The sequence below is a fragment of the Pseudomonas beijingensis genome (assembly GCF_030687295.1).
Taxonomy (GTDB): Bacteria; Pseudomonadota; Gammaproteobacteria; order Pseudomonadales; family Pseudomonadaceae; genus Aquipseudomonas; species Aquipseudomonas beijingensis.
The window spans coordinates 221025-245939 of the sequence record NZ_CP117425.1 but is presented as its reverse complement, the minus strand read 5'-3'; the positions used below and the strand labels follow the sequence as shown (position 1 = coordinate 245939).

At 61.5% G+C, this 24915-nt stretch carries 24 protein-coding genes and 3 pseudogenes; 12 read left to right on the top strand and 15 right to left on the bottom strand.

The genetic code is table 11. The features are described from left to right. Positions 1-98: 98 nt before the first annotated feature. Complete coding sequence (locus tag PSH84_RS01160; protein ID WP_122567093.1) at positions 99-380, bottom strand: hypothetical protein; 282 nt, start codon at positions 378-380, stop codon at positions 99-101. 421 nt (positions 381-801) lie between these two features. Between PSH84_RS01160 and PSH84_RS01155 the strand changes: the two genes are divergently transcribed. Next, a complete protein-coding gene (locus PSH84_RS01155; RefSeq protein WP_003185312.1) occupies positions 802-1008 on the top strand; it encodes a hypothetical protein in 207 nt (68 codons plus the stop codon). Positions 1009-1139: 131 nt separating this feature from the next. Here the strand turns inward: PSH84_RS01155 and PSH84_RS01150 are convergent, their stop codons facing one another. Next, positions 1140-1724: a YajG family lipoprotein gene (locus PSH84_RS01150; protein ID WP_106270605.1), complete on the bottom strand. Its 585-nt coding sequence runs from the start codon at positions 1722-1724 to the stop codon at positions 1140-1142. A gap of 205 nt (positions 1725-1929) precedes the next feature. Here PSH84_RS01150 and PSH84_RS01145 point away from each other — a divergent pair, with 205 nt between their 5' ends. Both PSH84_RS01145 and mqo read left to right on the top strand, forming a co-directional pair. After that, positions 1930-2163, top strand: coding sequence for a hypothetical protein (locus tag PSH84_RS01145; RefSeq protein WP_014340171.1), 234 nt, complete (start codon positions 1930-1932; stop codon positions 2161-2163). Positions 2164-2901: 738 nt separating this feature from the next. After that, positions 2902-4407, top strand: a complete 1506-nt coding sequence (gene mqo / locus PSH84_RS01140; protein ID WP_122564688.1) for a malate dehydrogenase (quinone) — start codon at positions 2902-2904, stop codon at positions 4405-4407. 62 nt (positions 4408-4469) lie between these two features. Here mqo and PSH84_RS01135 read toward each other — a convergent pair whose 3' ends face one another. The 3 genes from PSH84_RS01135 to PSH84_RS01125 form a co-directional block, all read right to left on the bottom strand. Further along, complete coding sequence (locus tag PSH84_RS01135; protein WP_305468446.1) at positions 4470-4931, bottom strand: hypothetical protein; 462 nt, start codon at positions 4929-4931, stop codon at positions 4470-4472. A gap of 193 nt (positions 4932-5124) precedes the next feature. Beyond that, a complete protein-coding gene (locus PSH84_RS01130; protein ID WP_122564690.1) occupies positions 5125-5412 on the bottom strand; it encodes a PA4642 family protein in 288 nt (95 codons plus the stop codon). Between the two features lie 61 nt (positions 5413-5473). Beyond that, positions 5474-5959 carry a hypothetical protein gene (locus PSH84_RS01125; protein WP_305468449.1) on the bottom strand — a complete coding sequence of 162 codons (486 nt, stop codon included), beginning with the start codon at positions 5957-5959 and terminating at the stop codon, positions 5474-5476. A gap of 328 nt (positions 5960-6287) precedes the next feature. Between PSH84_RS01125 and dauA the strand changes: the two genes are divergently transcribed. Further along, positions 6288-8030 (top strand): C4-dicarboxylic acid transporter DauA, encoded by a 1743-nt coding sequence (gene dauA / locus PSH84_RS01120; RefSeq protein WP_122564692.1) that lies wholly within the window; start codon positions 6288-6290, stop codon positions 8028-8030. A 159-nt stretch (positions 8031-8189) separates the two neighbouring features. Here the strand turns inward: dauA and PSH84_RS01115 are convergent, their stop codons facing one another. Both PSH84_RS01115 and PSH84_RS01110 read right to left on the bottom strand, forming a co-directional pair. After that, positions 8190-8663, bottom strand: coding sequence for a WbuC family cupin fold metalloprotein (locus PSH84_RS01115; protein ID WP_122564693.1), 474 nt, complete (start codon positions 8661-8663; stop codon positions 8190-8192). Positions 8664-8666: 3 nt separating this feature from the next. Then, the gene (locus PSH84_RS01110) at positions 8667-9224 is read right to left on the bottom strand and encodes a hypoxanthine-guanine phosphoribosyltransferase (protein ID WP_053125250.1); all 558 of its coding nucleotides are present in this window, start codon (positions 9222-9224) and stop codon (positions 8667-8669) included. Between the two features lie 176 nt (positions 9225-9400). On the opposite strand from PSH84_RS01110, the gene upp reads away from it, so the two are divergent. Next, positions 9401-10039 carry a uracil phosphoribosyltransferase gene (gene upp, locus PSH84_RS01105; RefSeq protein ID WP_003185330.1) on the top strand — a complete coding sequence of 213 codons (639 nt, stop codon included), beginning with the start codon at positions 9401-9403 and terminating at the stop codon, positions 10037-10039. A 2-nt stretch (positions 10040-10041) separates the two neighbouring features. After that, positions 10042-11316 (top strand): uracil-xanthine permease family protein, encoded by a 1275-nt coding sequence (locus PSH84_RS01100; RefSeq protein ID WP_207280930.1) that lies wholly within the window; start codon positions 10042-10044, stop codon positions 11314-11316. A 142-nt stretch (positions 11317-11458) separates the two neighbouring features. Here PSH84_RS01100 and hemH read toward each other — a convergent pair whose 3' ends face one another. Both hemH and PSH84_RS01090 read right to left on the bottom strand, forming a co-directional pair. Then, a complete protein-coding gene (gene hemH, locus PSH84_RS01095; protein ID WP_122564695.1) occupies positions 11459-12484 on the bottom strand; it encodes a ferrochelatase in 1026 nt (341 codons plus the stop codon). Between the two features lie 13 nt (positions 12485-12497). Further along, a pseudogene (locus tag PSH84_RS01090) lies at positions 12498-13398 on the bottom strand (TIGR01777 family oxidoreductase). 196 nt (positions 13399-13594) lie between these two features. On the opposite strand from PSH84_RS01090, the gene PSH84_RS01085 reads away from it, so the two are divergent. From PSH84_RS01085 to PSH84_RS01060, 6 genes are all read left to right on the top strand, one after another. Further along, positions 13595-14581, top strand: coding sequence for an NAD(P)/FAD-dependent oxidoreductase (locus tag PSH84_RS01085; protein ID WP_122564697.1), 987 nt, complete (start codon positions 13595-13597; stop codon positions 14579-14581). A gap of 175 nt (positions 14582-14756) precedes the next feature. Then, complete coding sequence (locus tag PSH84_RS01080; protein ID WP_305482156.1) at positions 14757-15719, top strand: YbgA family protein; 963 nt, start codon at positions 14757-14759, stop codon at positions 15717-15719. Next, positions 15719-16666, top strand: coding sequence for a MerR family transcriptional regulator (locus PSH84_RS01075; protein ID WP_122564699.1), 948 nt, complete (start codon positions 15719-15721; stop codon positions 16664-16666). Before PSH84_RS01080 ends, PSH84_RS01075 begins: the two co-directional genes overlap by 1 nt. A gap of 12 nt (positions 16667-16678) precedes the next feature. After that, positions 16679-18139, top strand: coding sequence for a deoxyribodipyrimidine photo-lyase (gene phrB / locus PSH84_RS01070; RefSeq protein WP_305483150.1), 1461 nt, complete (start codon positions 16679-16681; stop codon positions 18137-18139). Positions 18140-18252: 113 nt separating this feature from the next. Next, positions 18253-19026, top strand: coding sequence for an SDR family NAD(P)-dependent oxidoreductase (locus PSH84_RS01065; RefSeq protein ID WP_122564700.1), 774 nt, complete (start codon positions 18253-18255; stop codon positions 19024-19026). 27 nt (positions 19027-19053) lie between these two features. After that, positions 19054-19359: a YkgJ family cysteine cluster protein gene (locus tag PSH84_RS01060; RefSeq protein ID WP_305482155.1), complete on the top strand. Its 306-nt coding sequence runs from the start codon at positions 19054-19056 to the stop codon at positions 19357-19359. A 131-nt stretch (positions 19360-19490) separates the two neighbouring features. On the opposite strand, the gene PSH84_RS01055 is transcribed toward PSH84_RS01060, so the two are convergent. The 6 genes and pseudogenes from PSH84_RS01055 to hemA all read right to left on the bottom strand — a co-directional run bounded on the left by PSH84_RS01055 (position 19491) and on the right by hemA (position 24874). After that, positions 19491-20009 carry an acyloxyacyl hydrolase gene (locus tag PSH84_RS01055; RefSeq protein WP_305482153.1) on the bottom strand — a complete coding sequence of 173 codons (519 nt, stop codon included), beginning with the start codon at positions 20007-20009 and terminating at the stop codon, positions 19491-19493. 114 nt (positions 20010-20123) lie between these two features. Continuing rightward, positions 20124-20915, bottom strand: a complete 792-nt coding sequence (gene murI, locus PSH84_RS01050) for a glutamate racemase (RefSeq protein ID WP_305482152.1) — start codon at positions 20913-20915, stop codon at positions 20124-20126. Beyond that, positions 20908-21663 carry a molybdopterin-synthase adenylyltransferase MoeB gene (locus PSH84_RS01045; protein WP_122564738.1) on the bottom strand — a complete coding sequence of 252 codons (756 nt, stop codon included), beginning with the start codon at positions 21661-21663 and terminating at the stop codon, positions 20908-20910. The genes murI and PSH84_RS01045 overlap by 8 nt, the downstream gene beginning before the upstream one ends. Then, a pseudogene (prmC, locus tag PSH84_RS01040) lies at positions 21657-22489 on the bottom strand (peptide chain release factor N(5)-glutamine methyltransferase). The gene PSH84_RS01045 and the pseudogene prmC overlap by 7 nt, the downstream one beginning before the upstream one ends. A 14-nt stretch (positions 22490-22503) precedes the next feature. Further along, complete coding sequence (prfA, locus tag PSH84_RS01035; RefSeq protein WP_305482151.1) at positions 22504-23586, bottom strand: peptide chain release factor 1; 1083 nt, start codon at positions 23584-23586, stop codon at positions 22504-22506. A gap of 21 nt (positions 23587-23607) precedes the next feature. Further along, positions 23608-24874, bottom strand: a pseudogene (gene hemA, locus PSH84_RS01030) (glutamyl-tRNA reductase). Positions 24875-24915 lie beyond the last annotated feature (41 nt).

Here is a 24915-nt window from a genome sequence, read left to right as displayed (position 1 = left end):
GTCGATCACATCAAACCGATCAGGGCTGCTACGCAGCCCAACGGGGATAAATCCCCTCGCCACAGGTCACCATGTCCCAGATCAAAACGGCTGCTTCGTCAGAACTGCGTACTGATCCACGACACCAGCAACGCCAGCGCCAGGCAGCCAAAGCCGAAGCGGTAGAAAAATCGGTTCATGCGCTGGGTGGCCAGGTCCAGCAGTGCTTCGAAACGTTCCTCGCCCTTGCCATTGCGTGCTTGCAGGCAGGCCCGCGCCCGTTGTTCACGGCGGCGCGTCGCATGTAGCACCCAGCCGCCGGGACAGGCAAACAGCAGCGCGAGCAGGTTGATCAGTTTGGCGGGGTGGGCGGCGAACAACGAAAACAGATGCGACGACATCACGAACCTCAAGCGAAAAACGGACAGGACAGACACGCCCGTGGCCTATGAACAGGGCGCGGATTCTACCGAAAGCCTGACGCCCTGCGCCGTTTTTTCCGACCAGTAACGACCCCGCCGCCGCACTGTAATGCTGTTCACTTAAGGCTTGTGTGAGTCATTGTGACGAGGGAGCTTGCTCCCGCTGGGCCGGGCTGGCGCTCCAGCGCGAAGCGGCCCTGTTTTGGGGCTGCTGCGCAGCCCAGCGGGAGCAAGCTCCCTCGCCACAGGATCGTCGCCAGGCGTTCGGGCCGTGTGCATTTTGTTGAGCAGGCTTGGTCATTACAGGGTCGGCAACCACGTCTTGGATTAATTTCCCCGTCACGGTTTCGTCATCTGATTAGGCCACTCTGTCGCCCTTCAAACCTGCACGGAACCCGTCATGCTGCACGCCGAAAACCAGGATCGCCTCTATCTCATCAGCCCGAGCGACGAACAACAGAACCTCGTCGACAGCCTGTCCTTCAATGTGCAGGACCGCCATTGGCTGGTGTATTGCGCCCTCGGCGGCCATCAACATGCCGACCTGCCGGAGACAGACCTGCTGACCGGGATCAGTGTGCTGGAATTTTATTCCCAGGCAGCCTGAAAATCTCACCCATAAAAAACCCCTGTGGCAGCGAGCTTGCTCGCGATAGCGGCGTGTCAGCCATCGCAATGTCAGCTGATCTACGCTATCGCGAGCAAGCTCGCTCCCACAGGGGATACAGGGCTTAACGCTTACTCGGCCAGCACCTGGCCAACGGTCGGGTCCTTGAACAGCCGGGTCAGGGCATCGCTCAACACGTCGCTGACCAGCTTGGTGTTGGTGTCCTGGTTAGGCGCCATGCCGAAGCGTTGGTCCAGGGACGCACCGTAACGACCGCTGTAGCGGCGGTTGGCGTTCTGCACATCGGAGCGGAAAGTCGCGCCGATGGTGGCTTCGGTCACGTACATGCCTTCCTTGGGCGACTGATACTTGAGCTCGGCCAGGGTCACGGTCAGTTGCGGTGCATTCAAGGCATTGGCGGTCGGCGTGAAGCCCAGCAAACGCACCGCGGCTTCAGCCTGGGCCTGCAGCTTGGGCAGGATCTGCGCGCCCTGCACCGTGATCACGCTGGTTTCCGGATACAGCCCGCCACGGGTGCCGAGCGTCGGCGACGGACGACCGTCCACGACCCGCACCACCACCGGCTGGCCACGACCCACAGGCGCCAGTTGGGCATTGAGCTTGGGCTCCGGGTTAAGTTGTTGCGGGCTGTGGGCGCAGCCGACGAGGGTCAGACTGGTCACAGCGATCAAACCGAACAACAGGCGTTGCAACATGCTCTTCTCTCCAGAATCGGGCACAAACAGGCCGGCAGTATAGCGGTGCGCCATCGCGGTGAACTAGCGCCTTACGATGAATACTGAAATGTCTGACACGGGGCATGGTTGCCGGTTCCTGTCACCCCATTGTCACGGTCCTTACACCGGCATGTCATGCCTCGCTGTCAGGCTTGCTCCAAGCTTCCTGACCCGGTATCCGCTCATGCGCTTCCTCATTTCCCTGTTCACCCCGCGTCCCCATCACCGCAGCTTCGCCCTGCTCGATCGCAACGGCCGTTGCCAGGCCTTCAAGCAGTGCAGCCTGCAACCCATGGGCGAAGGCTGGGTGGAAATCGACGAGATTCGTCTCAACTGGTTGCACCAGCCATTGCCTGCCAGCGCCCGCGTGCAACCGCTCCGTGCCCGCGCACGCAACCGGCAACTGTTGACCATCTGACCGGACGGCTAATAAAAGTCATTAAACACGACCATTTCCCTGCGTTTCTTCGATACAATCTCCCCCCGATTATAAGGACGTCTCCTGATCGGGCCTCGCAACACCGCTGATGCGCTGGTATTGGCACCCCGCACCGCCCACAGAGAGCCGCCCACACAGATCGAGTGAAGCTGGCGCGCTTGCTGTTCTCTCAGGCAAATCACCACTTTTCGCGAATCTGCAGAGCTGTCATTACGCTCGGTCACTGAGCTGTCTGCCCGTTTTGCCTGTCATGTACTCCATGGGGGCAACCAAACCGGGCGCAGTGCCAGGCTGGGACAGCCCTTTTTTGAGGTTCACGTCTTCAAAAGAGCGTGAAAAAACGGGTTTTCACAACTTCACGAGAGTGTGGCGAGCAAATGAAGAGTTTTGCGTCTGAACAAGCACCATTAGCGTCTGGAACAGCCCAACGACACAGGACCGGATATCGCTCAAGAACCGGCGCCTGAAGCCTGTCCGCTACGGATTTGGTTGCACGAACGGATGTCTCGGCCATAAGTCGAATTGCCCGCCCGGCGCTTAAATGAGTTCATGTGACTCTTGAGGCCAGGCTGCATGCATCCGCAGTAGGTGCGAAAAATTGCGAAGATTCGGACATGGCGATCCTGGCCATGGATAACTGGGGCGCAACTGACCTGCCCCGCCACTCCTGGCCGCTATGCCGACAATTTGGTGCTGCAGATTTTGGAGACGCGTTAAATGGCGCATAACGAAGCAGTCGATGTAGTTCTGGTAGGGGCCGGCATCATGAGTGCCACCCTGGCCGTGCTGCTCAAGGAGCTCGACCCCGCGATCTCGCTGGAAGTCGTCGAGCTGATGGATTCCGGTGCCGCGGAGAGTTCCAACCCGTGGAACAACGCCGGCACCGGCCACGCCGGGCTGTGTGAGCTCAACTACACGCCCCAGGCGGCCGACGGCACGGTCGACATCAAGAAAGCCGTGCACATCAACACCCAGTTCGAAGTGTCGAAGCAGTTCTGGACGTACCTGACCAAAAAAGGCACGTTCGGCTCCTCCAAGTCCTTCATCGCCCCGGTGCCACACCTGAGCTTCGTGCAAGGCGAAAAAGGCGTGGAGTTCCTGAAGAAGCGCTTCGAGCTGATGCACCAGCATCACGCCTTCGCCGACATGGAATACACCGAAGACAAAGACCAGATGGCCGAGTGGATGCCGTTGATGATGCCAGGCCGGCCGGACGATGAAGTCATCGCCGCCACCCGCGTCATGAACGGTACCGACGTCAACTTCGGCGCCCTGACCAATCAGTTGCTCAAGCACCTGACCAGCGCTCCGGACACCCAGGTCAAATACTGCAAGCGCGTCACCGGCCTCAAGCGCAACGGCAGCGGCTGGACCGTGAGCATCAAGGACGTCAATTCCGGCAGCACCCGCGACGTCGACGCCAAGTTCGTCTTCCTCGGTGCCGGCGGCGCGGCCTTGCCGCTGCTGCAAGCCTCGGGCATCGAGGAAAGCAAGGGCTTCGGTGGCTTCCCGGTCAGCGGCCAGTGGCTGCGTTGCGACAATCCGGAAGTGGTCAAGCACCACCAGGCCAAGGTCTACAGCCAGGCCGCCGTAGGCTCGCCGCCCATGTCGGTACCGCACCTGGACACCCGCGTGGTCGATGGCAAGAAATCCCTGCTGTTCGGGCCATACGCCGGTTTCACCACTAAGTTCCTCAAGCACGGCTCGATCATGGACCTGCCGCTGTCGGTACGCGCCGGCAACATCGGCCCGATGCTGGCCGTGGCCCGGGACAACATGGACCTGACCAAGTACCTGATCAGCGAAGTGATGCAGTCCATGGAGCAGCGCCTGGAATCCCTGCGTCGCTTCTACCCCGAGGCGAAAGCCGAAGATTGGCGTCTGGAAGTAGCCGGCCAACGGGTGCAGATCATCAAGAAAGACCCGAAGAAAGGTGGCGTCCTGCAGTTCGGCACCGAACTGGTGGCCGCCAAGGACGGCACCCTCGCCGCCCTGCTCGGCGCATCGCCGGGTGCTTCGGTGACCGTATCGATCATGCTGGAACTGATCGAACGCTGCTTCCCGGACAAGGCCAAGGGCGAGTGGGCCAACAAGCTCGCAGAGATCTTCCCGGCCCGGGAAAAAGTGCTGGAAACCGACGCGGCGTTGTATCGCAAGATCAACGCGCAGAACAACATTGCGTTGGAGTTGGTTGAGGACAGCAAGGCTAAAAGTTACGCCTGATACCTTGCAGTCAATATAAAAAGCCTCCCATGCAAATGGGAGGCTTTTTATTTTCCGCGTCGTTAGTTCATGCTGAATTTGATACGCGTTCCACCGTGACGAACATACTCGTCATCATCTTCAACATAAAACAATTCAGCGACACAGGCACCCGCCGGTTCCGCTTTGACCCAGCGATGATAAAGCATTGCACTTTCATCACTGACCGGTGCCCTTGGGACATGCCCAAAGCTGAAATAGCAAGTGCGGCTGCCTTGTGTATAGCTGAAGGCCTCTCGTTCGGCACGCGATTGGGGCAAGTAGTAGGTTAATTCCTGGCTCTCACCCGGGCCTATCGAAAAGCTGTGGCCCGCATTGGCCGGATTCTGCGTCCAGGTAAAATCGCTGCCGGGAACGATGAGCGCGGTGGTTGCGTTGTAGATTTCGACGTTGACAATGTCATCCCGCGCACAAGAAGCTGAACTTGCCAGACACGCCGCCAGAGACAACAACACTCCGGCAATACACTTTTTTTGATCTTCCATGATAAATACAGCTCCATTAAAACAATGACGTTAAAGCCAATTGGCTTCGACGCAAAAATAATGGAAATTCAAATAAAACAAAACCGCCCGAATGGTGACATAACCTTTCGGAGCAACTTGCAAAGAAAGAAATTAGTTGCGGTCAAGCGCAATGCTCAACGCTCCGAAGAGCGTTGACAGGGTTTCAACGTGCTCAGCCGCGCGCCTTGTTGAATAACTCGATGTATTCCTCGGCATTACGCTGGTCCTGGATCAGCGCAACAAAATCGTTGCCGTGTTCATCCTTGCCATTGAGGTCATGGCCGGCCTCGACGAAGAACGTCAAAAAGCGCTCGAAATCGTCGACCCGCAGGCCACGGTAGGCCTTGATCAATTTGTGCAACGACGGCGAAGTGGCATCGACCGGTTCGAAATTGAGGAACAGCTTGATCTGCTCATCGCCAATCTCGTCGCCAATCACTTGTTTCTTGTCTTTACGCATTGCCGGCTCCAACTCGCACAATTCACGGGGCGGGCAGTTTACCCCCGCCAGGCCTCGGGGCTCAACGCGGGCGTTCGGTGCCGGTGTGCAGGTCGGCCCAGATATGGCCGTTGGCGTAGGTGAGGAACTGCACATAAACGGTGTTGTTGCGCAGCAGATCGATGACCACCCGGTACTGAGCCTGTGGATAAGACAGCGTCAGGGTCTTGCTCGCCTCATCGAAGACTGGCTTCTTCAGGCTTTTGCTTTCGCCGTCGAAGTTGAGGATCACCTGGCTGATGCTCGCCCCCTTGTTCAAGGACTTGCCCTTGAGGCGGACCAGCAAGGGCGAAGTGACCGGGATCGGTTGCTGGTTGGACTGGCGCTGGTTACCCAGCACCACCGAATACTCGGTCACTTGCAGCAATTGCTGCTGTTCCGGCTGTTCCTGGCGCACCACCAGGTCATCCGGCGGCAGGAACTGGCTGTGCATCGGCGCGGCCACGGCCGTCAACGGCAGGCTGGCGATCAACAGCGAAGTGGCGCAGCGACGGATCGATACACGCATGACAACCTCCAGAATCTTGGCCTGGCACTCTAGCATGAGCCCGGACGGTAAAAATAAGCGATCCGGATCAATACATCCGAACAGCGGGCGCGGCATACTCGAAGGGCCATCAGAGCTGACACCCGCCAGGCGATGCCTCTGTGGCGAAGGAGCTTGCTCCCGCTGGTTGGCGCAGCCGCCCCAACAACAGACAGCTGCAATTCCCCAGTAAACTGCGTCAACCTTTTTACGACGGCTGCGCCGCCGAGCGGGAGCAAGCTCCCTCGCCACAGGGATCGGTGCTCGGCAGGCCCAGGTGTAACACCCGTTCATTTTGTGTGGAGTACTTATGTCTTTCTCCGCCCCACCGCTGTTCGCCGCCTGGCGCCAAACCTGGCGTGCCGGCTACACCCTGGAACGACTGCGCGGCGATCTGGTGGCCGGGCTGACCGTTGGCATTATCGCCATCCCCCTGGCCATGGCCCTGGCAATTGCCGTCGGCGTACCGCCGCAGCACGGCCTGTACACGGTGTTGGTGGCGGCGCCGCTGATCGCCCTCACCGGCGGCTCGCGCTTCAACGTCAGCGGGCCGACAGCGGCGTTCGTGGTGATCCTGCTGCCCATCACTCAACAATACGGCCTGGGCGGCCTGCTGCTGTGCACCATGCTCGCCGGCCTGATCCTGATCGCCCTGGGCCTGATACGCGCCGGCCGCTTGATCCAGTACATTCCCTATCCGGTCATCCTCGGTTTCACGGCGGGCATCGGCGTGGTCATCGCCACTTTGCAACTCAAGGATCTGCTGGGGCTGACCACCGCAGGCCAAGCCAAACACTACATCGAACAGCTGGGTGAATTGATCGTGGCGCTGCCCGGTGCCCGTCTCGGCGATGGAGTGATCGGCGCCGTGTGCCTGGCGGTGCTGATTGCCTGGCCACGCTGGGTGCCACGGGTGCCCGGGCATCTGGTGGCCCTGCTGGTGGGCACACTGTTGGGGCTGGCGATGGAGCGCGGCGGATGGCCGATCGCGACGTTGGGCGAACGTTTCAGCTACGTCGTCGATGGCGTCGCTCATCCGGGCATCCCGCCCTTCTTACCGAGCTTCGACTGGCCCTGGAACCTGCCGGACAGCCAGGGGCATCCGCTGATCCTGTCCTATGACCTGATCCGCCAATTGCTGGCGCCCGCCTTTGCCATCGCCATGCTCGGTGCCATCGAATCCCTGTTGTGCGCGGTGGTGGCGGACGGCATGACCGGCAGCAAGCACGATCCCAACGCCGAGCTGATGGGCCAGGGCCTGGGTAATCTGGTGGCGCCGCTGTTCGGCGGCATCACCGCCACCGCCGCCATTGCCCGCAGCGCCACCAATGTGCGCAGTGGCGCCTTTTCACCACTGGCCGCGATCATCCACAGCCTCGTGGTGCTGGTGGCGATTGTGCTGCTGGCGCCGCTGTTCAGCTACTTGCCCATGGCCGCACTGGCCGCGCTGCTGGTGATGGTTGCCTGGAACATGAGCGAAGCCGGGCATGTGCTGCACACCCTGCGCATCGCCCCGCGCAGCGACGTACTGGTGCTGCTGACCTGCCTGGGCCTGACGGTGCTGTTCGACATGGTCCTGGCCGTCGCCGTCGGCCTGCTGCTGGCCGCCGGGCTGTTCATCAAGCGCATGAGCGAACTGACCGACAGCGCCGAGTTGCCGCGCCACTTCCACCAAGCCTTGCTGGACATGCCCGAGCATGTCCGCTGCTACGCCATTCGTGGACCGTTGTTCTTTGGCGCGGCGGAAAAAGCCCTGGATGTGCTGCGCAGGTTCGACCCGGGCGTTCGGGTGGTGGTCGTGGAAATGAGCGCCGTGCCGATGCTGGACATGACGGCGCTGGCCGCGTTTGAAAATATCCTGAAGGATTACCGCAAGCACGGCATCGGCCTGATCCTGGTCGCGACCGCGCCCAGGGTGCGCCTGAAACTGCGCCGCGCCGGGATTCATCGCGAACAGCGGCAATTGGCGTATGTGCAGACCCTGGAGCAGGCGCGAGTCAAGAGCGAAAAATGGCTCACTGCCGGCAGCGCCGCTCATTCAAGACTGGCTTGATCGGTAGTGAGGGTGAAGCTGATTCATGTGGCAAGGGGATTTATCCCCGCTGGGTTGCGAAGCGACCCAAACCGATCGACTCGATCAGCCTGACATACCGGGTTGCCTGTTTTTAGGGCTGCTTCGCAGCCCAGCGGGGATAAATCCCCTCGCCACAGTTCAGTCGAACTGGGCACGCATCCAGGCGTGGTACTCGGCCACGCCGGCCTCGCCTTCACGGGGCGCCCAGTGGGCCAGTTCGCCCTCGCCCACGGGCCGGTAAGGGCCGGCCTTGCATTCGAACATCAGGCTGTCGGCTTCCAGCACCACCAACCCGTGATACACGCCAGCCGGCAGGTCGACGCCGAGGCAATCCCCACCGGCCTGCAGGATGCGTTTGTCCACCACCGTACCCGTTTCGTCGAAGATCAACACCCCCAGCCGCCCCTTGAGCACCAGCAAGGTTTCCGCCTTATCAGCGCTCAGGTGGCGGTGCGGTGGGATGTAGGTGGACGGCTGCAAGCCAACCGCCATGCGGTGGCACGGTTCATCCATTTCATGAAAGTTATGGTGCTGTCGTCCGCGAGGACTGGCCGCGGCTTTCTCGGCCAATTCATCGAACAACGCGTGGTCCAGAAAGCTTGGCCGAGTCATCGATTACATGCCCTTGACGGCGAAAATGCCGTTGGCGTTGCGCCAGTAACCTTTGTAGTCCATGCCGTAGCCGAAGATGTAGCGGTCGATACATGGCAGACCGACGAAATCGGCTTTCAAGTCCGGCCGCGCCTTGCGGTCATGGTCCTTGTCGATCAGCACGGCGGTGTGCACGGCGCGGGCGCCGGCGTGTTTGCAGAAGTCGATGATCGCGCCCAGGGTGTGACCTTCGTCGAGGATGTCGTCGATGATCAGCACGTCGCGGTCGATGAACGAGACTTCCGGCTTGGCTTTCCAGAACAGGTCGCCACCGCTGGTTTCGTTGCGATAACGCGTCGCGTGCAGGTAGGACGCTTCCAGGGGGAAGTTCAGATAGGTCAGCAGCTTGCCGGAGAAGATCAGCCCGCCGTTCATGACGCAGAACACCACCGGATTGGCATCGGCCAGTTGCTCATTGATTTGCGCACCGACACGGGCGATGGCCGCTTCGACTTCGGCTTCGGTGTACAGGCAGTCAGCCTCTCGCATGATTTGACGGATATGCTCGAGATCAGCGGACATGGCGCTCTCCAGGGGAAGTTGAGGGGCGGGACGGGTTCGGAAAAGCCGGCAAAGGTACGCATCAAGCAAGGCCAGATCAAGCGTTTGTGGACTAACGTTCTGTATTGTCTATAGGACAACACCCTCGGATAGATTAATCTAGGCCGGTTTTTTTGCCCGCCGCCGGAGCCTTCCCCATGCCCATCCTCGAGATCCGCCACCCGCTGATCAGACACAAACTCGGCCTGATGCGCCGCGCCGATATCAGCACGAAAAACTTCCGTGAACTGGCCCAGGAAGTCGGTGCCCTGCTCACCTACGAGGCCACCAAGGACCTGCCGCTGGAGTCCTATGAAATCGACGGTTGGGCCGGTACGGTCCAGGTCGAGAAAATCGCCGGCAAGAAAATCACCGTGGTGCCGATCCTGCGCGCCGGCATCGGCATGCTCGAAGGCGTCCTGAGCCTGATCCCCGGGGCCAAGGTCAGCGCGGTGGGCGTGGCTCGCAACGAGCAGACCCTGCAAGCGCACACCTACCTGGAAAAACTGGTGCCGGAAATCGACGAGCGCCTGGCGATGATCATCGACCCGATGCTCGCTACCGGCAGCTCCATGGTCGCCACCATCGACCTGTTGAAAAAGGCCGGTTGCCGGGACATCCGCGCCATGGTGCTGGTCGCCGCCCCCGAAGGCATCAAGGCCGTGCAGGACGCTCACCCGGACGTGACCATCTACACCGCGTCCATCGACCAGAAACTCAACGAGCATGGCTACATTATCCCGGGCCTGGGCGATGCCGGCGACAAGATCTTCGGCACCAAGCAGAAGGACGCTTGAGCATGCAGGATGAGTTCAACGATCCGCTCTGGCGCCAGGTCCTGTCCGGCGCGCAGATGCTGTTCGTCGCCTTCGGCGCGCTGGTATTGATGCCGCTGATCACCGGGCTGGACCCTAACGTGGCGCTGTTCACCGCCGGCCTGGGGACGATCCTGTTCCAGCTCGTCACCGGACGCCAGGTGCCGGTGTTCCTGGCCTCGAGCTTTGCCTTCATCACCCCGATCATCCTCGCCAAGGGTCAGTTCGGCCTGGCGGCGACCATGGGCGGCGTGATGGCGGCGGGTTTCGTCTACACCTTCCTGGGCCTGGCGGTGAAGATCAAGGGCACCGGGTTCATCGACCGGCTGCTGCCGCCTGTGGTCATCGGCCCGGTGATCATTTCCATCGGCCTGGCCATGGCGCCGATTGCCGCCAACATGGCGATGGGCAAGGCCGGCGACGGCACCGAGCTGATTCATTATCAGACCGCGATGATGATTTCGATGCCGGCCTTGCTCACCACCCTGATCGTCGCGGTGTTCGGCAAAGGCATTTTCCGCCTGGTGCCGATCATTTCCGGCGTGCTGGTGGGCTTTGCCATGGCGTTTTTCTTTGGGGTCGTGGACACCGCGAAGATCGCCGCCGCGCCATGGTTCGCCCTGCCGGCCTTCACCGCACCGGAGTTCAACTGGCAGGCGATCCTGTTCATCGTGCCGGTCGCCCTGGCGCCGGCCATCGAGCACATCGGCGGCGTGATCGCCGTGGGCAGCGTGACCGGTCGCGACTACCTGAAGAAACCCGGCCTGCACCGCACCCTGCTCGGTGACGGCATCGCCACCACCGCCGCTGGCCTGTTCGGCGGCCCGCCCAACACCACCTATGCCGAAGTGACCGGCGCGGTGATGCTGACCAAGAACTACAACCCGAAGATCATGACCTGGGCGGCGATCTTTGCCATCAGCCTGGCGTTCATCGGCAAGTTCGGCGCGCTGCTGCAAAGCATCCCGGTGCCGGTGATGGGCGGGATCCTGTGCCTGTTGTTCGGTTCGATTGCGGCGGTGGGCATGAACACACTGATCCGCCACAAGATCGACTTGGGCGAGGCGCGCAACCTGGTGATCGTTTCGGTGACGCTGGTGTTCGGCATCGGCGGCGTGCTGGTGGGCACCGGCACCGGCCCGGACGATTTCGGTCTCAAAGGCATCGCGCTGTGCGCGGTGGTGGCGATCGCGCTGAACCTGCTGCTGCCGGGCAATGACGGCTGGAAGCAGAAGAAGGCGGATGAGCCGCTGATCTGACCCCAGCTTGATATTTTGTTGTCAGCCAGATAGCTATCGCGAGCAAGCTCGCTCCCACAGTGGATCTCGAGTGGTCACACAATTTGTGTACACAGCAGATCCCATGTGGGAGCGAGCTTGCTCGCGATGGGGCCCTTGAATTTTACAAAGCGATCGGCGCCCGTTCGCAGAGGGTACTCAACGCCTGCGCCCACTGCGCCCCATCATTGAGGCAAGGCACCAGCACCAACTCCTCCCCCCCTGCCGCGCGGAACTGCTCACGGCCGCGATCACCGATTTCTTCCAGGGTTTCGATGCAGTCGGCCACGAACGCCGGGCACATCACCAACACTTTCTTCACGCCGCTTTTGGCCAGTTCCTCCAGGCGCGCCTCGGTGTAGGGTTCGATCCACTTGGCCCGCCCCAACCGCGACTGGAACGACACCGACCATTTGCCCTCCGCCAGCCCCATGCGTTGGGCGAACAGTTCGGCCGTGCGGATGCATTGCGCGCGATAACAGGTCGCCATGACCTCCGGCGGCGCATTCTTGCAGCAGTCGGCATCCTTGAAGCAATGAAACCCTGTCGGGTCGAGCTTGGTCAGGTGCCGTTCCGGCAGACCGTGGAAACTCAACAACAGATGATCGTGTTCTTGCATCAGGTACGGCTTGGCGCTGGTCACCAGGGCGTCGAGGTATTCGGGCTGATCGTAGAACGGCTGGAGAATCGAAAACTGCACATTGAGTTTCTTTTCCCGTACGACCCGCTTGGCCTCCTCGATCACCGTGGTCACGGTGCTGTCGGCGAACTGCGGGTACAACGGCGCCAACGTGATCTTCTTGTGCCCCTGGCTCGCCAGTCGCACCAGTGCCGACTCAATGGACGGCTCGCCATAACGCATCGCCAGCTCCACCGGGCCCTGGGTCCACTGCGCGGTCATGGCCTGCTGCAGCCGGCGACTGAGCACCACCAGCGGCGAACCCTCGTCCCACCAGATCGAGGCGTAAGCATGGGCCGACTGCTCGGGACGTTTGATCAGGATCAGCGATACCAGCAGACGCCGCACCGGCCAGGGCAGGTCGATGACATACGGGTCCATCAGAAATTGATTGAGGTAGCGGCGCACATCGGCCACTGAGGTGGAGGCAGGCGAACCCAGATTCACCAGAAGCAACGCGTGATCGGTCATGCAACGTCCTATTTCAAAGGCGGCTGGACAAGTCTTCCAGGGCCGCAGGCAAATCAGTGAAGCGGAATGTGAAACCCGCCGCCTGCAATCGGGCTGGGCGTGGCGCGCTGGCCGCCGAGCAACAGCAAGGACAATTCCCCCAGCGTGACCTTCAGCGCAAGCTCCGGCATCGGCACCACGGCCGGCCGATGCAATACGCGCCCCAGGGCCTTGGCAAAATCGCGGTTGCGCACCGGGTTCGGCGCGCACGCATTATAGGGACCGCTGGCATTGGTGCGGTGCAGAAGAAAATCAATCAGGGCGATTTGATCGTCAATGTGAACCCACGGCATCCACTGCCGACCATTGCCGATACGCCCGCCCAGCGCCAGTTTGAAGGGCAACAGCAGCCGCGACAAAAAGCCGCCCTCTGCAGACAGGACCAGACCGGTACGCACCAGCACCACGCGCAGCCCCATGGCCTCGGCCCGTTGCGCGGTTTCTTCCCAGGCGATGCACAACTGGCTGGCGAAATCTTCGCTCACCGGTCCCGATTCCTCGGTCAACTCACGTTCGCCACCGTCGCCGTACCAGCCCACCGCGGAACCGGAAATCAACACCTGCGGTTTCTGCTCGCAACGCTCCAACCACGCCAGCAAAACTTCCGTCAACGTGATGCGACTGCTCCACAACAACATCTTGCGTTTATGGCTCCAGGGGCGGTCGGCGATGGGCGCGCCGGCGAGGTTGACCACCGCGTCCACCGGCTCGTCAATTTCGTCGAGCCGGGCCACGCCCCGCACCGGTGCCCCGCAGATTTTCGCCACCTCTTCGGGGCGGCGACTCCATACCGTCAGGCGATGTCCCTGCTGCAACCAGAGGCGGCAGAGCTGACGTCCGATCAAACCAGTACCGCCGGTCAGCAATATGTGCATGAGATGTTCCTCGCATCGCGTTTTACCCGGCCCATTAGTCTATTTTTATAAGCAGGGATTTTTCGTATCGGACAGGGTCTGTGTTTAACAATAGGACAACCTGTCCAAGCGCGAACGGTAAAACTTATACCAAAAACCCGAATTGTACAGGTTTAAACGACGGCGTAGTCTGTACAGAAAGGTAAACGAGGCCCTCATGACTGTACCTATCGCAATCATCGGCACCGGCATCGCCGGACTTTCAGCCGCTCAGGCCCTGACGGAGGCCGGGCATATCGTTCAACTCTTCGATAAAAGCCATGGCAGTGGCGGACGCATGTCGAGCAAGCGCAGCGACGCCGGCGCGCTGGACATGGGCGCACAGTACTTCACTGCCCGCGATCGCCGCTTTGTCACGGAGGTCCAGCGCTGGCAAGCCAACGGCTGGGCCGCGGAATGGAACCCGCAGCTCTACCATTTCCAGAATGGACAACTGAGCCCATCGCCGGACGAACAGACCCGCTGGGTCGGCACCCCACGCATGAGCGCTATCACCCGCGCCTTGCTCGACAAGCTGCAAGTGCAGTTTTCCTGCCGGATCACCGAGGTGTACCGCGGCCAGGAGCACTGGCATTTGCAGGATGCGGAAGGTTTCACCCACGGCCCCTTCGGCCAAGTGGTGATCGCCACGCCCGCCCCCCAGGCCACCGCATTGCTGGCCGCCGTACCGAAACTGGCCGCCGTGGCCGCCGGGGTGAAGATGGACCCGACCTGGGCCGTGGCCCTGGCCTTCGAAACACCGCTGGACACCCCCATGGAAGGCTGCTTCGTACAAGACAGCCCCCTGGACTGGCTAGCGCGCAACCGCAGCAAACCGGGACGCGACAGCAAGCTCGACACCTGGGTACTGCACGCCACCAGCGACTGGAGCCGGCAGCATATCGACCTGTCCAAGGAAGCCGTGATCGAACACCTGCACGGTGCCTTCGCCGAACTGCTGCACAGCGCGATGCCCGCACCGAGCTTCAGCGTGGCCCATCGCTGGCTCTACGCCCGCCCCGCCGGCAGCCACGAATGGGGAGCGCTGGCCGATGCCGACCTCGGCCTGTATGTGTGCGGCGACTGGTGCCTGTCCGGCCGGGTCGAAGGTGCATGGCTCAGCGGCCAGGAAGCTGCACGTCGCCTGCACGCAAGCCTGCAGTAGATCGCGTCCCCCTCGCTCTTCGCTGCTGTCGAAAGAGACAGCAGCCTGCCTGCGACACCCACTGATGTCGCCCAGCCCTCTCTGAATCCGGTTGACTTGCGTACGTTCGAGCCTATGATGAAAATATTGTACAGAAATATAAATATGTACAAGATTAAGCCATCAGAGGTCGCCCATGCACAGTGCAGCCATCGCCAAACCCAAGATCGCCATCAGCGCCTGCCTGATGGGTGCTGAAGTTCGCTTCAACGGCGGGCACAAGCAATCGCCGTTGTGCAGCCGCACCCTCATCGAATATTTCGACTTCGTGCCGGTGTGCCCCGAAGTCGCCATTGGCTTGGGTATTCCCCGGGAACCGATCCGCCTGGTGGGCGACCCCGAACACCCCGAGGCACTCGGCACGGTGAATCGCGACCTCGACGTGACCCGACCGCTGGCCGACTACGGCCGGCAAATGGCTGGTGAACTGGATGACATCTGCGGCTACATCTTTATGCAGAAATCGCCATCCTGCGGACTGGAGCGGGTCAAGGTCTACGACCACAACGGCGTGACCCAGGACGGCGGCGGGCGCGGCATCTATGCCCAGGCCTTTTGTGAACGCCATCCCGATCTGCCGGTGGAGGAAGACGGCCGCCTCAACGACCCGGTGCTGCGGGAGAACTTCCTGACCCGGGTGTTTGCCTATGCCGCCTGGCAACCCTTGCGCCGCCAGCGCCTGACCCGGCGCGACCTGATCGAATTCCACTCGCGCTACAAATACCTGCTGATGGCGCACAACCCGGAGCAGTACAAGGCCCTGGGCAAACTGCTGGGCACCATGGGCAAGGCCGATGCCAATGAGCTGGGCCCACGCTATTTCGGTGCATTGATGGCCGCCTTGAAGAAATGCGCCACCCGCCGTACCCACACCAATGTGCTGCAACACCTGAGCGGGTACCTCAAGCGCGACATCGACGCCGAGGACAAACAGGAGGTGCAGCACCTCATCGGGCAATACCGCCTCGGCATCGTGCCCTTGGTGGTACCGCTGACCTTGCTCAAGCATCACCTGCGCCAGCACCCCGATCCTTACCTGGCGCAGCAGGTCTACCTGCAACCGCACCCGGAAAACCTCAGCTTGCGAAACGCTATTTAATGAACCACGACCCCGATGCCAGCGCCCGCGAAGACCTGGGAGCCGACTTTGCCAAGGCCTTGGCGCAAGGCTGGTTGCCCATCCGCGAAGTCGCCCGGCAGACCGGTGTCAACGCCGTCACGCTGCGGGCCTGGGAGCGCCGGTACGGCCTGATCGTGCCGCACCGCACGCCCAAGGGCCACCGCTTGTTCAACGCCGACCATGTGCAACGGATCCGGAATATCCTCACCTGGATCGATCGTGGCGTTGCGGTGAGCAAGATCAAGCCGTTGCTGGACATACCGCCGCTGCCGATGGAGCCCACACAGCCACCGGAGAACGATTGGCAGCGTCAGCGTCACGCCCTGGCGCTGGCGGTGACGCAACTGGCCGAACGTCAGATCGATGACCTGGTCAACCAGGCGATGGCGCTGTATCCACCCTGGACCGTGTGCGAACAATTGCTCCTGCCGCTGCTGGCCGAACTGCACCTGCGCTGGCAAGGCCAGTTCGGCGCGCAACTGGAACAGGTTTTCCTGTACTCGTGGCTGCGCAGCAAATTCGGCAGCCGGATCTACCACAACAACCGTCAGGTGCGCGGCGCGCCACTTTTGTTGGTCAATCATTCGGACTTACCCCAGGAGCCGCATTTGTGGCTCACCGCCTGGCTGGTCAGCAGCGCCGACTGCCCGGTGGAAGTGTTCGACAGCCCGCTACCGGCGGGCGAACTGGCCCTGGCAGTCGAACGCCTCAAGGCCCGTGGCGTCCTGTTGTATTCCAATCACGCCCTCAATCTGTCCCAACTGCCCAGGCTGCTCAGCGGTATCGATTGCCCGATCATCATTGCCGGCCCGGCCGCGTCGATCCACCAGGCCCGGTTATCCACAGGCGTTGCGAAGATTGACCTGTCCTGGGCCGAAGACCCGCTATCGGCTCACCGCGAACTGAGCCGCAGAGAACTCCTTTAAATGAAAAACAGCCTGCAACTGATCTGGTTGCGCAGCGACTTGCGCCTGCACGACAACACCGCCCTGGCGGCTGCCGCAGCCCGAGGGCCATGCGCAGCGGTGTACCTGACCAGCCCCGAGCAGTGGCGCGTCCATGACGACGCACCGTGCAAGATCGATTTCTGGCTGCGCAACCTCGGCGCGTTGAGCGCGACCCTGGATGAATTGAACATCCCGCTCTTGATCCGCGAGTCAGCGCATTGGCACCAGGCGCCGTCCGTGCTGCTCAAGCTGTGTCGCGAACTGAACATCAGTGCCGTGCATGTCAATGAAGAGTACGGCGTGAATGAAACGCAACGCGACGCCGAGGTCGCACGCGCGTTGAATGACCAGGGCATTGAGTTTCGCAGTCATCTCGACCAACTGCTGTTCAAGCCTGGCAGCGTGCTGACCAAGACCGGCAACTATTTCCAAGTGTTCAGCCAGTTCCGCAAAGTCTGCTACAACCGTCTGCACTTTTCATTGCCGAGCCTGGTCGCCACGCCGCCCCGGCAGGCTCCCACGGGCATTGCCCGCGATACTGTGCCGACGCAAGTCGATGGATTCGCCCCGCCCCGTGAAGCGCTGCGCGCCCTCTGGCCCGCCGGGGAAACCGAAGCCCGACGGCGTCTGGACAGCTTTGTCGACCAACACCTCGACGATTACCAGCACGAACGGGACTTCCCCGCCCGGCCCGGCACCAGCCAGCTCTCGGCCTATCTGGTAGCCGGGGTGGTGTCGCCACGTCAGTGCCTGCATGCCGCACTGCAAGCCAACCGGGGTGAATTCGAGAGTGGAAGTGCCGGCACTGTGACTTGGATCAATGAATTGCTCTGGCGGGAGTTCTATAAACACATTCTCGTGGGCTATCCACGTGTGTCGCGCCACCGCGCGTTCCGCCCGGAGACCGAGGCGCTCGCGTGGCGCAAAGCCCCCGCAGAACTGGAGGCCTGGAAACAGGCGCGCACTGGCCTGCCGATTATCGATGCGGCCATGCGCCAATTGCTGGAAACCGGCTGGATGCACAACCGTTTGCGGATGGTAGTCGCCATGTTTCTGACCAAGAACCTGCTGATCGATTGGCGTGAAGGCGAGCGTTTTTTCATGCAGCACCTGATCGACGGCGACCTGGCCGCCAATAATGGCGGCTGGCAGTGGAGCGCCTCCACCGGCACCGACTCAGCGCCTTGGTTCCGCATCTTCAACCCGTTGAGCCAGTCGGAAAAATTTGACCGCGAGGGACTATTCATCAAGTACTGGCTACCGGAACTGAACGATCTGACTGGGCAACAGGTCCATAGCCCAAATACCCCAGGCGGCTTGTTTGGCGCCATGGATTATCCGGCACCGATCGTCGATTTGCGCGAGTCCAGGGCGCGGGCGCTGGCAGCGTTCAGAAACCTGCCGGTGCGACAGGATGCCGCCGTTGAAGGGGTGGGCGATCAGCGAACATGAATTTGCCGGGCCGCAGGATGCAATATTTACCCGATAACATATAGTCTTACTAATCGTGCCGCGCCTACTGAAGGCTGTGTCTCAGGGCGCCGCGCAATCGAAAGGAGTATGGAATGGGTCTAAGACTGCCACGGCGCTATTGGCTCACCGGGGCTGGCAATGGAGTCGGCGCTTCGTTGGCTGAAGCGATACTCGAGACAGGTGCCTACCTGGCCGTCAGTTCGCGCTCGGCTCAAGCGTGCGAAACCCTTTCGACACGTTATCCAGGACGAGTGCTGACCGTGCCCGGCAATTTGACCGACAGCCAGGTCGTGCGCGAGATCGGCGAGCAAATCTCTCGACAATGGGGTGCCCTGGATCAGGTGATTCTCAATGCCGGAACGGCTGAGTACGTTGACGGACAACCTGCCGACCAGACATTGATCGAGCATATCGTGCGCAGCAACCTGCTGGCCGCCAGCTTCTGCATCGAAGTGGCCATACCCTTGTTGCGCGCCGGGACCCAACCTCATCTGGTGGGTATTGCCAGCCCGGCGACTTTTCTGCCGCCCTCGAAAATCGAAGCGGGTGGAAGCGGGATGCGCCATCTGTTCGAATCGGCTCGGACAGAGCTGACGTCTGCGGGCGTTGATGTGACATTGGTGCACCCTGGCTACGACGACCCATCGCTGGGGCCCGACGATTGTTTCCCATTCCCGGCCCACTGGTCGCCAGAAGAAGCTGCGCGGCATGTGTTGAATCACTTGGTCGAACGCCCCCGAGAAGTCGCACTCCCCATCGCGTTCATGCCCGCCCTGTGGCCCTTGCCTTCATCCGCCGAAGCCCTGCCGGCCGACATCGACTCATGCCAGGCGAAAAACGGCTATCCGATCAAGGGACGCCCCTGAGCCGCCGATTGCCTTACACTGCGCGCCATGAAAACCATCCCCCTCCATGAAATCCCGGCACCGGCCGTCACATGTTCGACGTGCGCGGCGTGCTGCTGCCAGTTGGAAGTGATGCTGATCACCGACACTGGGGTCCCGGAGCGTTTTATCGACACGGACGATTGGGGTGGGGAAGTGATGCTGCGGCTCGACGACGGTTGGTGCGCGGCCTTGGATCGCGACAGCATGATGTGCACCATCTATGAAAAGCGCCCGCTGATCTGTCGCGAGTTCGATATGGGGGCGCCGGAATGCCTGGAAGAGCGCCAGGGAATTGCGACGGCGTATCGCTAAAAGAATGATCTGACAGACCTGATTTACTGTGGGAGCGAGCTTGCTCGCGATAGCGGTAGGTCAGACAACTTCAGGGTGGCTGGTCTATCACTATCGCGAGCAAGCTCGCTCCCACAATTGTTGCTCAGGTGTTATAGCGGCATCGTGTAGTGCAGCGCGTAGCTTTCCACACCGTCGTTGGTCGACTTGATACCGGCGTTGGAGTAGTGAGTGGCGCGAATGCCCACTTCATGTCCACCATTGAAGCGCAGGCCGAACCCGATGCGATCCTCGAACTGGAAGGCGGTCCCCAACTTGTTGCTTTCCACTTCGGTATTGGCGAACAGTGCAACACCGACACCCGCCTCGATGTAAGGCTTCACGTTCTGGCCGGAAAATTCATACACAAACACAGGCGAGAACGACAGGCTGTGGTTGCTGGATGTCTCGTCCCCGTCCCAATAGGTATAGGCACCGCTCCAGTAGCCGGTCAGGCGACCGACGTCACTTTGCAGCCAGCTCTTGTCCCAGTCGAACTGCATGCCCAGGCGATAGGTCATGGTCGAGTCGCTGGTCTGGCCCACCCCAAATTCCACACCCGCTGCTTGCGCAGTGTAAGTGTGCCCCAACAACGCAGCCGCAAACGCGGCAAAGCAGAATAAGCGCTTCATTAGAAACATCCTTTTCCGAACAGATTTAGTTGATTTTGTTACAAACACTCGAAGCTATAGAAATCCGCGCTAAAACAGAAGTTCAGCACGATTTACATAATTTTCACGTTTTTTTTACAGATCGAAGCTTCGCACAACGCCAGACGAATGCCATAGGGTTGGTAGGATTTTTCTTAGATGCATCGGGTCTGCGCTGGTCCAGAAGTGCGTTTCACTGGCCGGTCCTTCAGCCAACAGCCCCCGTTCAATCAACAGGCGTTGAAGTTGCCGGGCCACCGCGGCCCCCGTGTCGATGAGGCTGATGTGTTCAGGAATCATCCTCGCGAGCAATGGCTTGAGGAACGGATAGTGCGTGCAACCCAGGATCAGCGTATCGCAGCCGGCCGCCAGCAAGGGGTCGACGTAATGCTGCAGCAATTGATGCAAGGCCGGGTTGTGCAGATCACCCGCTTCGATCAGCTCCACCAGCCCAGGACACGGTTGCGTGATGACCCGCACATCGGTGGCGAAACGGTCGAGCAACGCGGCGAACTTGGCGCTCTGCAAGGTGCCGGTGGTGGCCAGTACGCCGACGATACCGCTACGGGTGGCGGCGGCGGCGGGCTTGACCGCCGGCTCCATGCCGACGATGGGCCAATGGGGGAAATCACGGCGCAGGTCGGCAACGGCAGCGACCGTTGCGGTGTTACAGGCGACGACCAAGGCCTTGGCGCCTTGGCCCAGGAGAAAGTCGGCAATGATCGCGCAACGTTGTCGGATGTATTCCGGAGTCTTCTCGCCGTAGGGAATATGCCCACAGTCAGCCACGTACAACAGCGACTCATTGGGCAGCAGCCGACGGATCTCCCCCAGCACCGACAGCCCGCCAACCCCCGAGTCGAGCACACCGACCGGCGCTTCACTCATGTTGACCACCACAGACGCTGCAACCTGGATCACGCTTGACCCGCAACTCACGGAATCGTGTGCCCAAGGCATCGATCAACAGCAGGCGCCCCACCAGCGGCTCACCGAAACCGACCAGCAACTTCAAGGCTTCAAGAGCTTGCAAGCTGCCCACCAATCCCACCAGCGGCCCGATCACACCGGCTTCGCTGCAGGTCAGTTCGGCTTCGCTGCCGTGGCCGTAGAGGCAGTGGTAGCAAGGGCTTTCAGGACGGCGCGGATCGAACACCGACAACTGCCCTTCCAGGCGAATCGCCGCGCCGCTGACCAACGGTTTACCCGCTGCGACACAGGCCGCGTTTACCGCTTCGCGGGTCGAGAAATTGTCCGAGCAATCGAGCACCACATCCACCACCGCGACCGCAGCGGCCAGGCTGTCTTCGTCCATGGCCACCCGGTGAGGCACCAGCCGAACCTCGGGGTTGATCGCCCCCAGGCGCCGCATCGCCGAATCGACCTTGCTCAGGCCGACGCTGTCGGTGTCGTGAATGACCTGGCGTTGCAGGTTGGTCAAATCGACGCTGTCGAAATCCGCCAGGTGCAGCTCACCCACGCCGGCAGCGGCCAGGTACAACGCCACCGGGGCACCGAGCCCGCCGAGGCCGATGATCAACACGCGGCTTTGCTTGAGGCGCAATTGGCCGTCGATGTCGACGTGCTGCAACAGAATCTGCCGACTGTAGCGCAACAGCTCCTGATCGTTCAGCACGGCAGGCACCCCAGGCTGATGCGCTCATGGCTCCCCAGGTCCTTGCGGCTGTGGACTTCAACAAACCCTTGGGCGCTCAGCAAATCGCGCACCGCTTCGGCCTGATCGTAACCGTGCTCGAGCATCAGCCAGCCACCCGGTTCGAGGTGCGCCGGCGCCTGGGCCACGATCTGGCGTAGATCATCGAGCCCATCCGGCCCGGCCACCAAGGCACTGGCCGGCTCGAAACGCACGTCGCCCTCGGCCAGGTGCGGATCGCTGGCGGCGATGTACGGCGGGTTGCTGATGATCAACTGGAAACGCTCGCCTTCCAAAGCGCTGAACCAGTGGCTGCTCAACACCGTGACGTTGCGCAGGTCCAGGCGCTGGCGATTGCGTTCGGCCAGGGCCACGGCCTCCAGCACCCGGTCGACCGCCGTGACGTTCCAGGCCGGGCGCTCACTGGCCAACGCCAGGGCAATCGCGCCGCTGCCCGGTGCCCAGGTCCAGGACCCGGGCCGGTGTCGCGGGCAGCAAGGCCAGTGCGGTTTCCACCAGCAGCTCGGTGTCGGGACGCGGGATCAGCGTGTGGGGCGCGACCTCCAGGTCGAGCTTCCAGAAACCCTGTTGCCCGAGGATGTAGGCCACCGGCTCGCCGGAGCGACGGCGGCGCAGGTATTCGGAGAACAGCAACGCCGCCTCGCTGGGCACGATCCGCTCAGGCCAGGTATGCAGGAAGCTGCGGGACTTGCCCCAGGGCAGCGGCCAGCAACAACTCGACATCCAGCCGTGGCGTGGGCGAATCCGGTAGCTCGGCGGCGCGTAACAGACTGGCGATAATGGTCATTCATTCACCTGTGCTTACTCGCCAATCGCCGCCAACTGGTCGGCCTGGTATTCGGCCAGCAACGGCTCGATCACCGCATCGACACCACCGGCAAGGATCTCATCCAGGGAATACAGGGTCAGGTTGACGCGATGGTCGGTGACCCGGCCCTGGGCGAAGTTGTAGGTACGGATCCGCTCGGAACGATCGCCCGAGCCCACCAGCAATTTGCGTTCGCTGGCGATGGCATTGGCGGCGGCGCTGGTCTGCTGGTCGTTGAGCTTGGCCGACAACCAGGCCATGGCCCGCGCACGGTTCTTGTGCTGGGAACGCTCTTCCTGGCACTCGACCACGATGCCCGAGGGCAAGTGCGTAATGCGGATCGCCGAGTCGGTCTTGTTGACGTGCTGGCCGCCCGCGCCGGAGGAACGGTACGTGTCGACCCGCAGGTCCGCCGGGTTGATCTCGATGGCTTCCTGCTCGTCTGGCTCGGGCAATACCGCCACGGTGCAGGCCGAGGTGTGGATACGCCCCTGGGATTCGGTGGCCGGCACGCGTTGCACGCGGTGGGCGCCGGACTCGAACTTCAGCTTGCCGTAGACATTGTCGCCTTCGACCCGGGCGATGACTTCTTTATAACCGCCGTGTTCGCCTTCGTTCTCCGACAGGATCTCCACCCGCCAGCCGCGACGCTCGGCATAACGCGAATACATACGGAACAGGTCGCCGGAAAAAATCGCCGCCTCGTCGCCGCCGGTGCCGGCACGGATCTCAAGGAACACGTTGCGCCCGTCATTCGGATCCTTGGGCAGCAGCATGCGTTGCAGGTTGCTTTCCAGTTCGAGCAACTGTTCCTTGGCTTCGCGCACTTCCTCCACGGCCATTTCGCGCATGTCCGGGTCGCTGTCCTTGAGCAGCGCCTGGGCGCCTTCGAGGTCGCCCTGCACTTTAAGCAGCTGTTTATAGGTGGCGACAATCGGCTCGACTTCCGCGTATTCCTTGGAATAGGTACGGAATTTGTTCTGGTCGGCAATGACCTCGCCATCGCCCAGCAAGGCGGTCAGTTCTTCGAAACGGCCCTGGAGGATGTCCAGTTTGTTGAGCAGTGACGCTTTCATTGCGGTTTTTTATCCGAAAAGCTATCCGGTGAGCCCCTCACCGAGGGCAAAGAGTTCCTGGGCCATGGCCAGCGCATCGAGGCGGCCCTCGGCGGTCAGCTTCTTGAGCTGGACACTGGGGGCGTGTAGCAACTTGTTGGTCAGGCCGCGGGCCAGTTGCACCAGCACCTCTTCGGCACTGCCGCCGTTGGCCAGCAGGCGCTGGGCCTTTTGCAGTTCCTCGTCACGCAGGCGTTCGCTCTGTTGACGATACGCCTTGAGCACATCCACCGCCGCCAGCTCGCGCAGGCGCACCATGAAATCCTCGGCGCCGACGCTGATCATCTCTTCCGCCGCCTGGGCCGCGCCCTGCCGGCTCTTGAGGTTCTCGGCCACTACCTCATGCAGGTCGTCGACGCTATAGAGATAAAACGTCGTCCAACTCGCCGACTTCCGGCTCGATGTCGCGGGGGACGGCAATGTCCACCATGAAAATCGGCTTGTGCTTGCGCAGCTTCAGGGCACTTTCCACGGCGCCCTTGCCGAGGATCGGCAACTGGCTGGCGGTGGAACTGATGACGATGTCGCTATGTACCAGCTCGGCGGGGATGTCCGACAGCAGCACCGCATGGGCACCGAACTGTTCGGCCAGGGTGCTGGCCCGCTCCAGAGTCCGGTTAGCGACGACAATGCGTTTCACACCCAGGTCGTGGAGGTGGCGAGCGACCAGGGTGATGGTCTCGCCGGCGCCGATCAACAGCGCCTGGCTGCGTTGCAAATCACTGAAAATCTGTTTCGCCAGGCTGACGGCGGCGAACGCCACGGACACCGGGTTCTCGCCAATGGCGGTGTCGGTGCGCACCTGCTTGGCGGCATTGAATGTGGCCTGGAACAAGCGCCCCAGCAGCGGGCCGACGGTGCCGGCCTCGCGGGCCACGGCGTAGGCCGACTTCATCTGGCCGAGAATCTGCGGCTCGCCCAGCACCAGCGAATCGAGCCCCGAGGCGACGCGCATCATGTGACGAACGGCCGCATCGTCTTCGTGCACATAGGCACTGGCGTGCAGCTCTTCAAGGCTCAAGTTGTGATATTCGGCCAGCCAGCGCAGCACTGAATCGGCCGAAACGTGATCCTGTTCTATATAAAGCTCACTGCGATTGCAGGTGGAGAGGATCGCAGCTTCGCGGCTGTCGGTGAGTCGGCAGAGCTGCTGCAGGGCCTCAACCAGCTGCTCAGGCGTAAAGGCCACGCGCTCGCGGACGTCTACTGAAGCAGTCTTGTGGTTAATACCAAGTGCAAGGAAGGCCATTCAAGGTCGCTGATGGTGACGTGAAGCCGGCAATTGTCCTA

Excerpts from the sequence above, each read along its gene's own strand:
- PSH84_RS01160 (WP_122567093.1), bottom strand. The coding sequence starts at position 380 with ATGTCGTCGCATCTGTTTTCGTTGTTCGCCGCCCACCCCGCCAAACTG.
- PSH84_RS01155 (WP_003185312.1), top strand. The coding sequence starts at position 802 with ATGCTGCACGCCGAAAACCAGGATCGCCTCTATCTCATCAGCCCGAGC.
- PSH84_RS01150 (WP_106270605.1), bottom strand. The coding sequence starts at position 1,724 with ATGTTGCAACGCCTGTTGTTCGGTTTGATCGCTGTGACCAGTCTGACC.
- PSH84_RS01145 (WP_014340171.1), top strand. The coding sequence starts at position 1,930 with ATGCGCTTCCTCATTTCCCTGTTCACCCCGCGTCCCCATCACCGCAGC.
- mqo (WP_122564688.1), top strand. The coding sequence starts at position 2,902 with ATGGCGCATAACGAAGCAGTCGATGTAGTTCTGGTAGGGGCCGGCATC.
- PSH84_RS01135 (WP_305468446.1), bottom strand. The coding sequence starts at position 4,931 with ATGGAAGATCAAAAAAAGTGTATTGCCGGAGTGTTGTTGTCTCTGGCG.
- PSH84_RS01130 (WP_122564690.1), bottom strand. The coding sequence starts at position 5,412 with ATGCGTAAAGACAAGAAACAAGTGATTGGCGACGAGATTGGCGATGAG.
- PSH84_RS01125 (WP_305468449.1), bottom strand. The coding sequence starts at position 5,959 with ATGCGTGTATCGATCCGTCGCTGCGCCACTTCGCTGTTGATCGCCAGC.
- dauA (WP_122564692.1), top strand. The coding sequence starts at position 6,288 with ATGTCTTTCTCCGCCCCACCGCTGTTCGCCGCCTGGCGCCAAACCTGG.
- PSH84_RS01115 (WP_122564693.1), bottom strand. The coding sequence starts at position 8,663 with ATGACTCGGCCAAGCTTTCTGGACCACGCGTTGTTCGATGAATTGGCC.
- PSH84_RS01110 (WP_053125250.1), bottom strand. The coding sequence starts at position 9,224 with ATGTCCGCTGATCTCGAGCATATCCGTCAAATCATGCGAGAGGCTGAC.
- upp (WP_003185330.1), top strand. The coding sequence starts at position 9,401 with ATGCCCATCCTCGAGATCCGCCACCCGCTGATCAGACACAAACTCGGC.
- PSH84_RS01100 (WP_207280930.1), top strand. The coding sequence starts at position 10,042 with ATGCAGGATGAGTTCAACGATCCGCTCTGGCGCCAGGTCCTGTCCGGC.
- hemH (WP_122564695.1), bottom strand. The coding sequence starts at position 12,484 with ATGACCGATCACGCGTTGCTTCTGGTGAATCTGGGTTCGCCTGCCTCC.
- PSH84_RS01085 (WP_122564697.1), top strand. The coding sequence starts at position 13,595 with ATGACTGTACCTATCGCAATCATCGGCACCGGCATCGCCGGACTTTCA.
- PSH84_RS01080 (WP_305482156.1), top strand. The coding sequence starts at position 14,757 with ATGCACAGTGCAGCCATCGCCAAACCCAAGATCGCCATCAGCGCCTGC.
- PSH84_RS01075 (WP_122564699.1), top strand. The coding sequence starts at position 15,719 with ATGAACCACGACCCCGATGCCAGCGCCCGCGAAGACCTGGGAGCCGAC.
- PSH84_RS01065 (WP_122564700.1), top strand. The coding sequence starts at position 18,253 with ATGGGTCTAAGACTGCCACGGCGCTATTGGCTCACCGGGGCTGGCAAT.
- PSH84_RS01060 (WP_305482155.1), top strand. The coding sequence starts at position 19,054 with ATGAAAACCATCCCCCTCCATGAAATCCCGGCACCGGCCGTCACATGT.
- PSH84_RS01055 (WP_305482153.1), bottom strand. The coding sequence starts at position 20,009 with ATGAAGCGCTTATTCTGCTTTGCCGCGTTTGCGGCTGCGTTGTTGGGG.
- murI (WP_305482152.1), bottom strand. The coding sequence starts at position 20,915 with ATGAGTGAAGCGCCGGTCGGTGTGCTCGACTCGGGGGTTGGCGGGCTG.
- prfA (WP_305482151.1), bottom strand. The coding sequence starts at position 23,586 with ATGAAAGCGTCACTGCTCAACAAACTGGACATCCTCCAGGGCCGTTTC.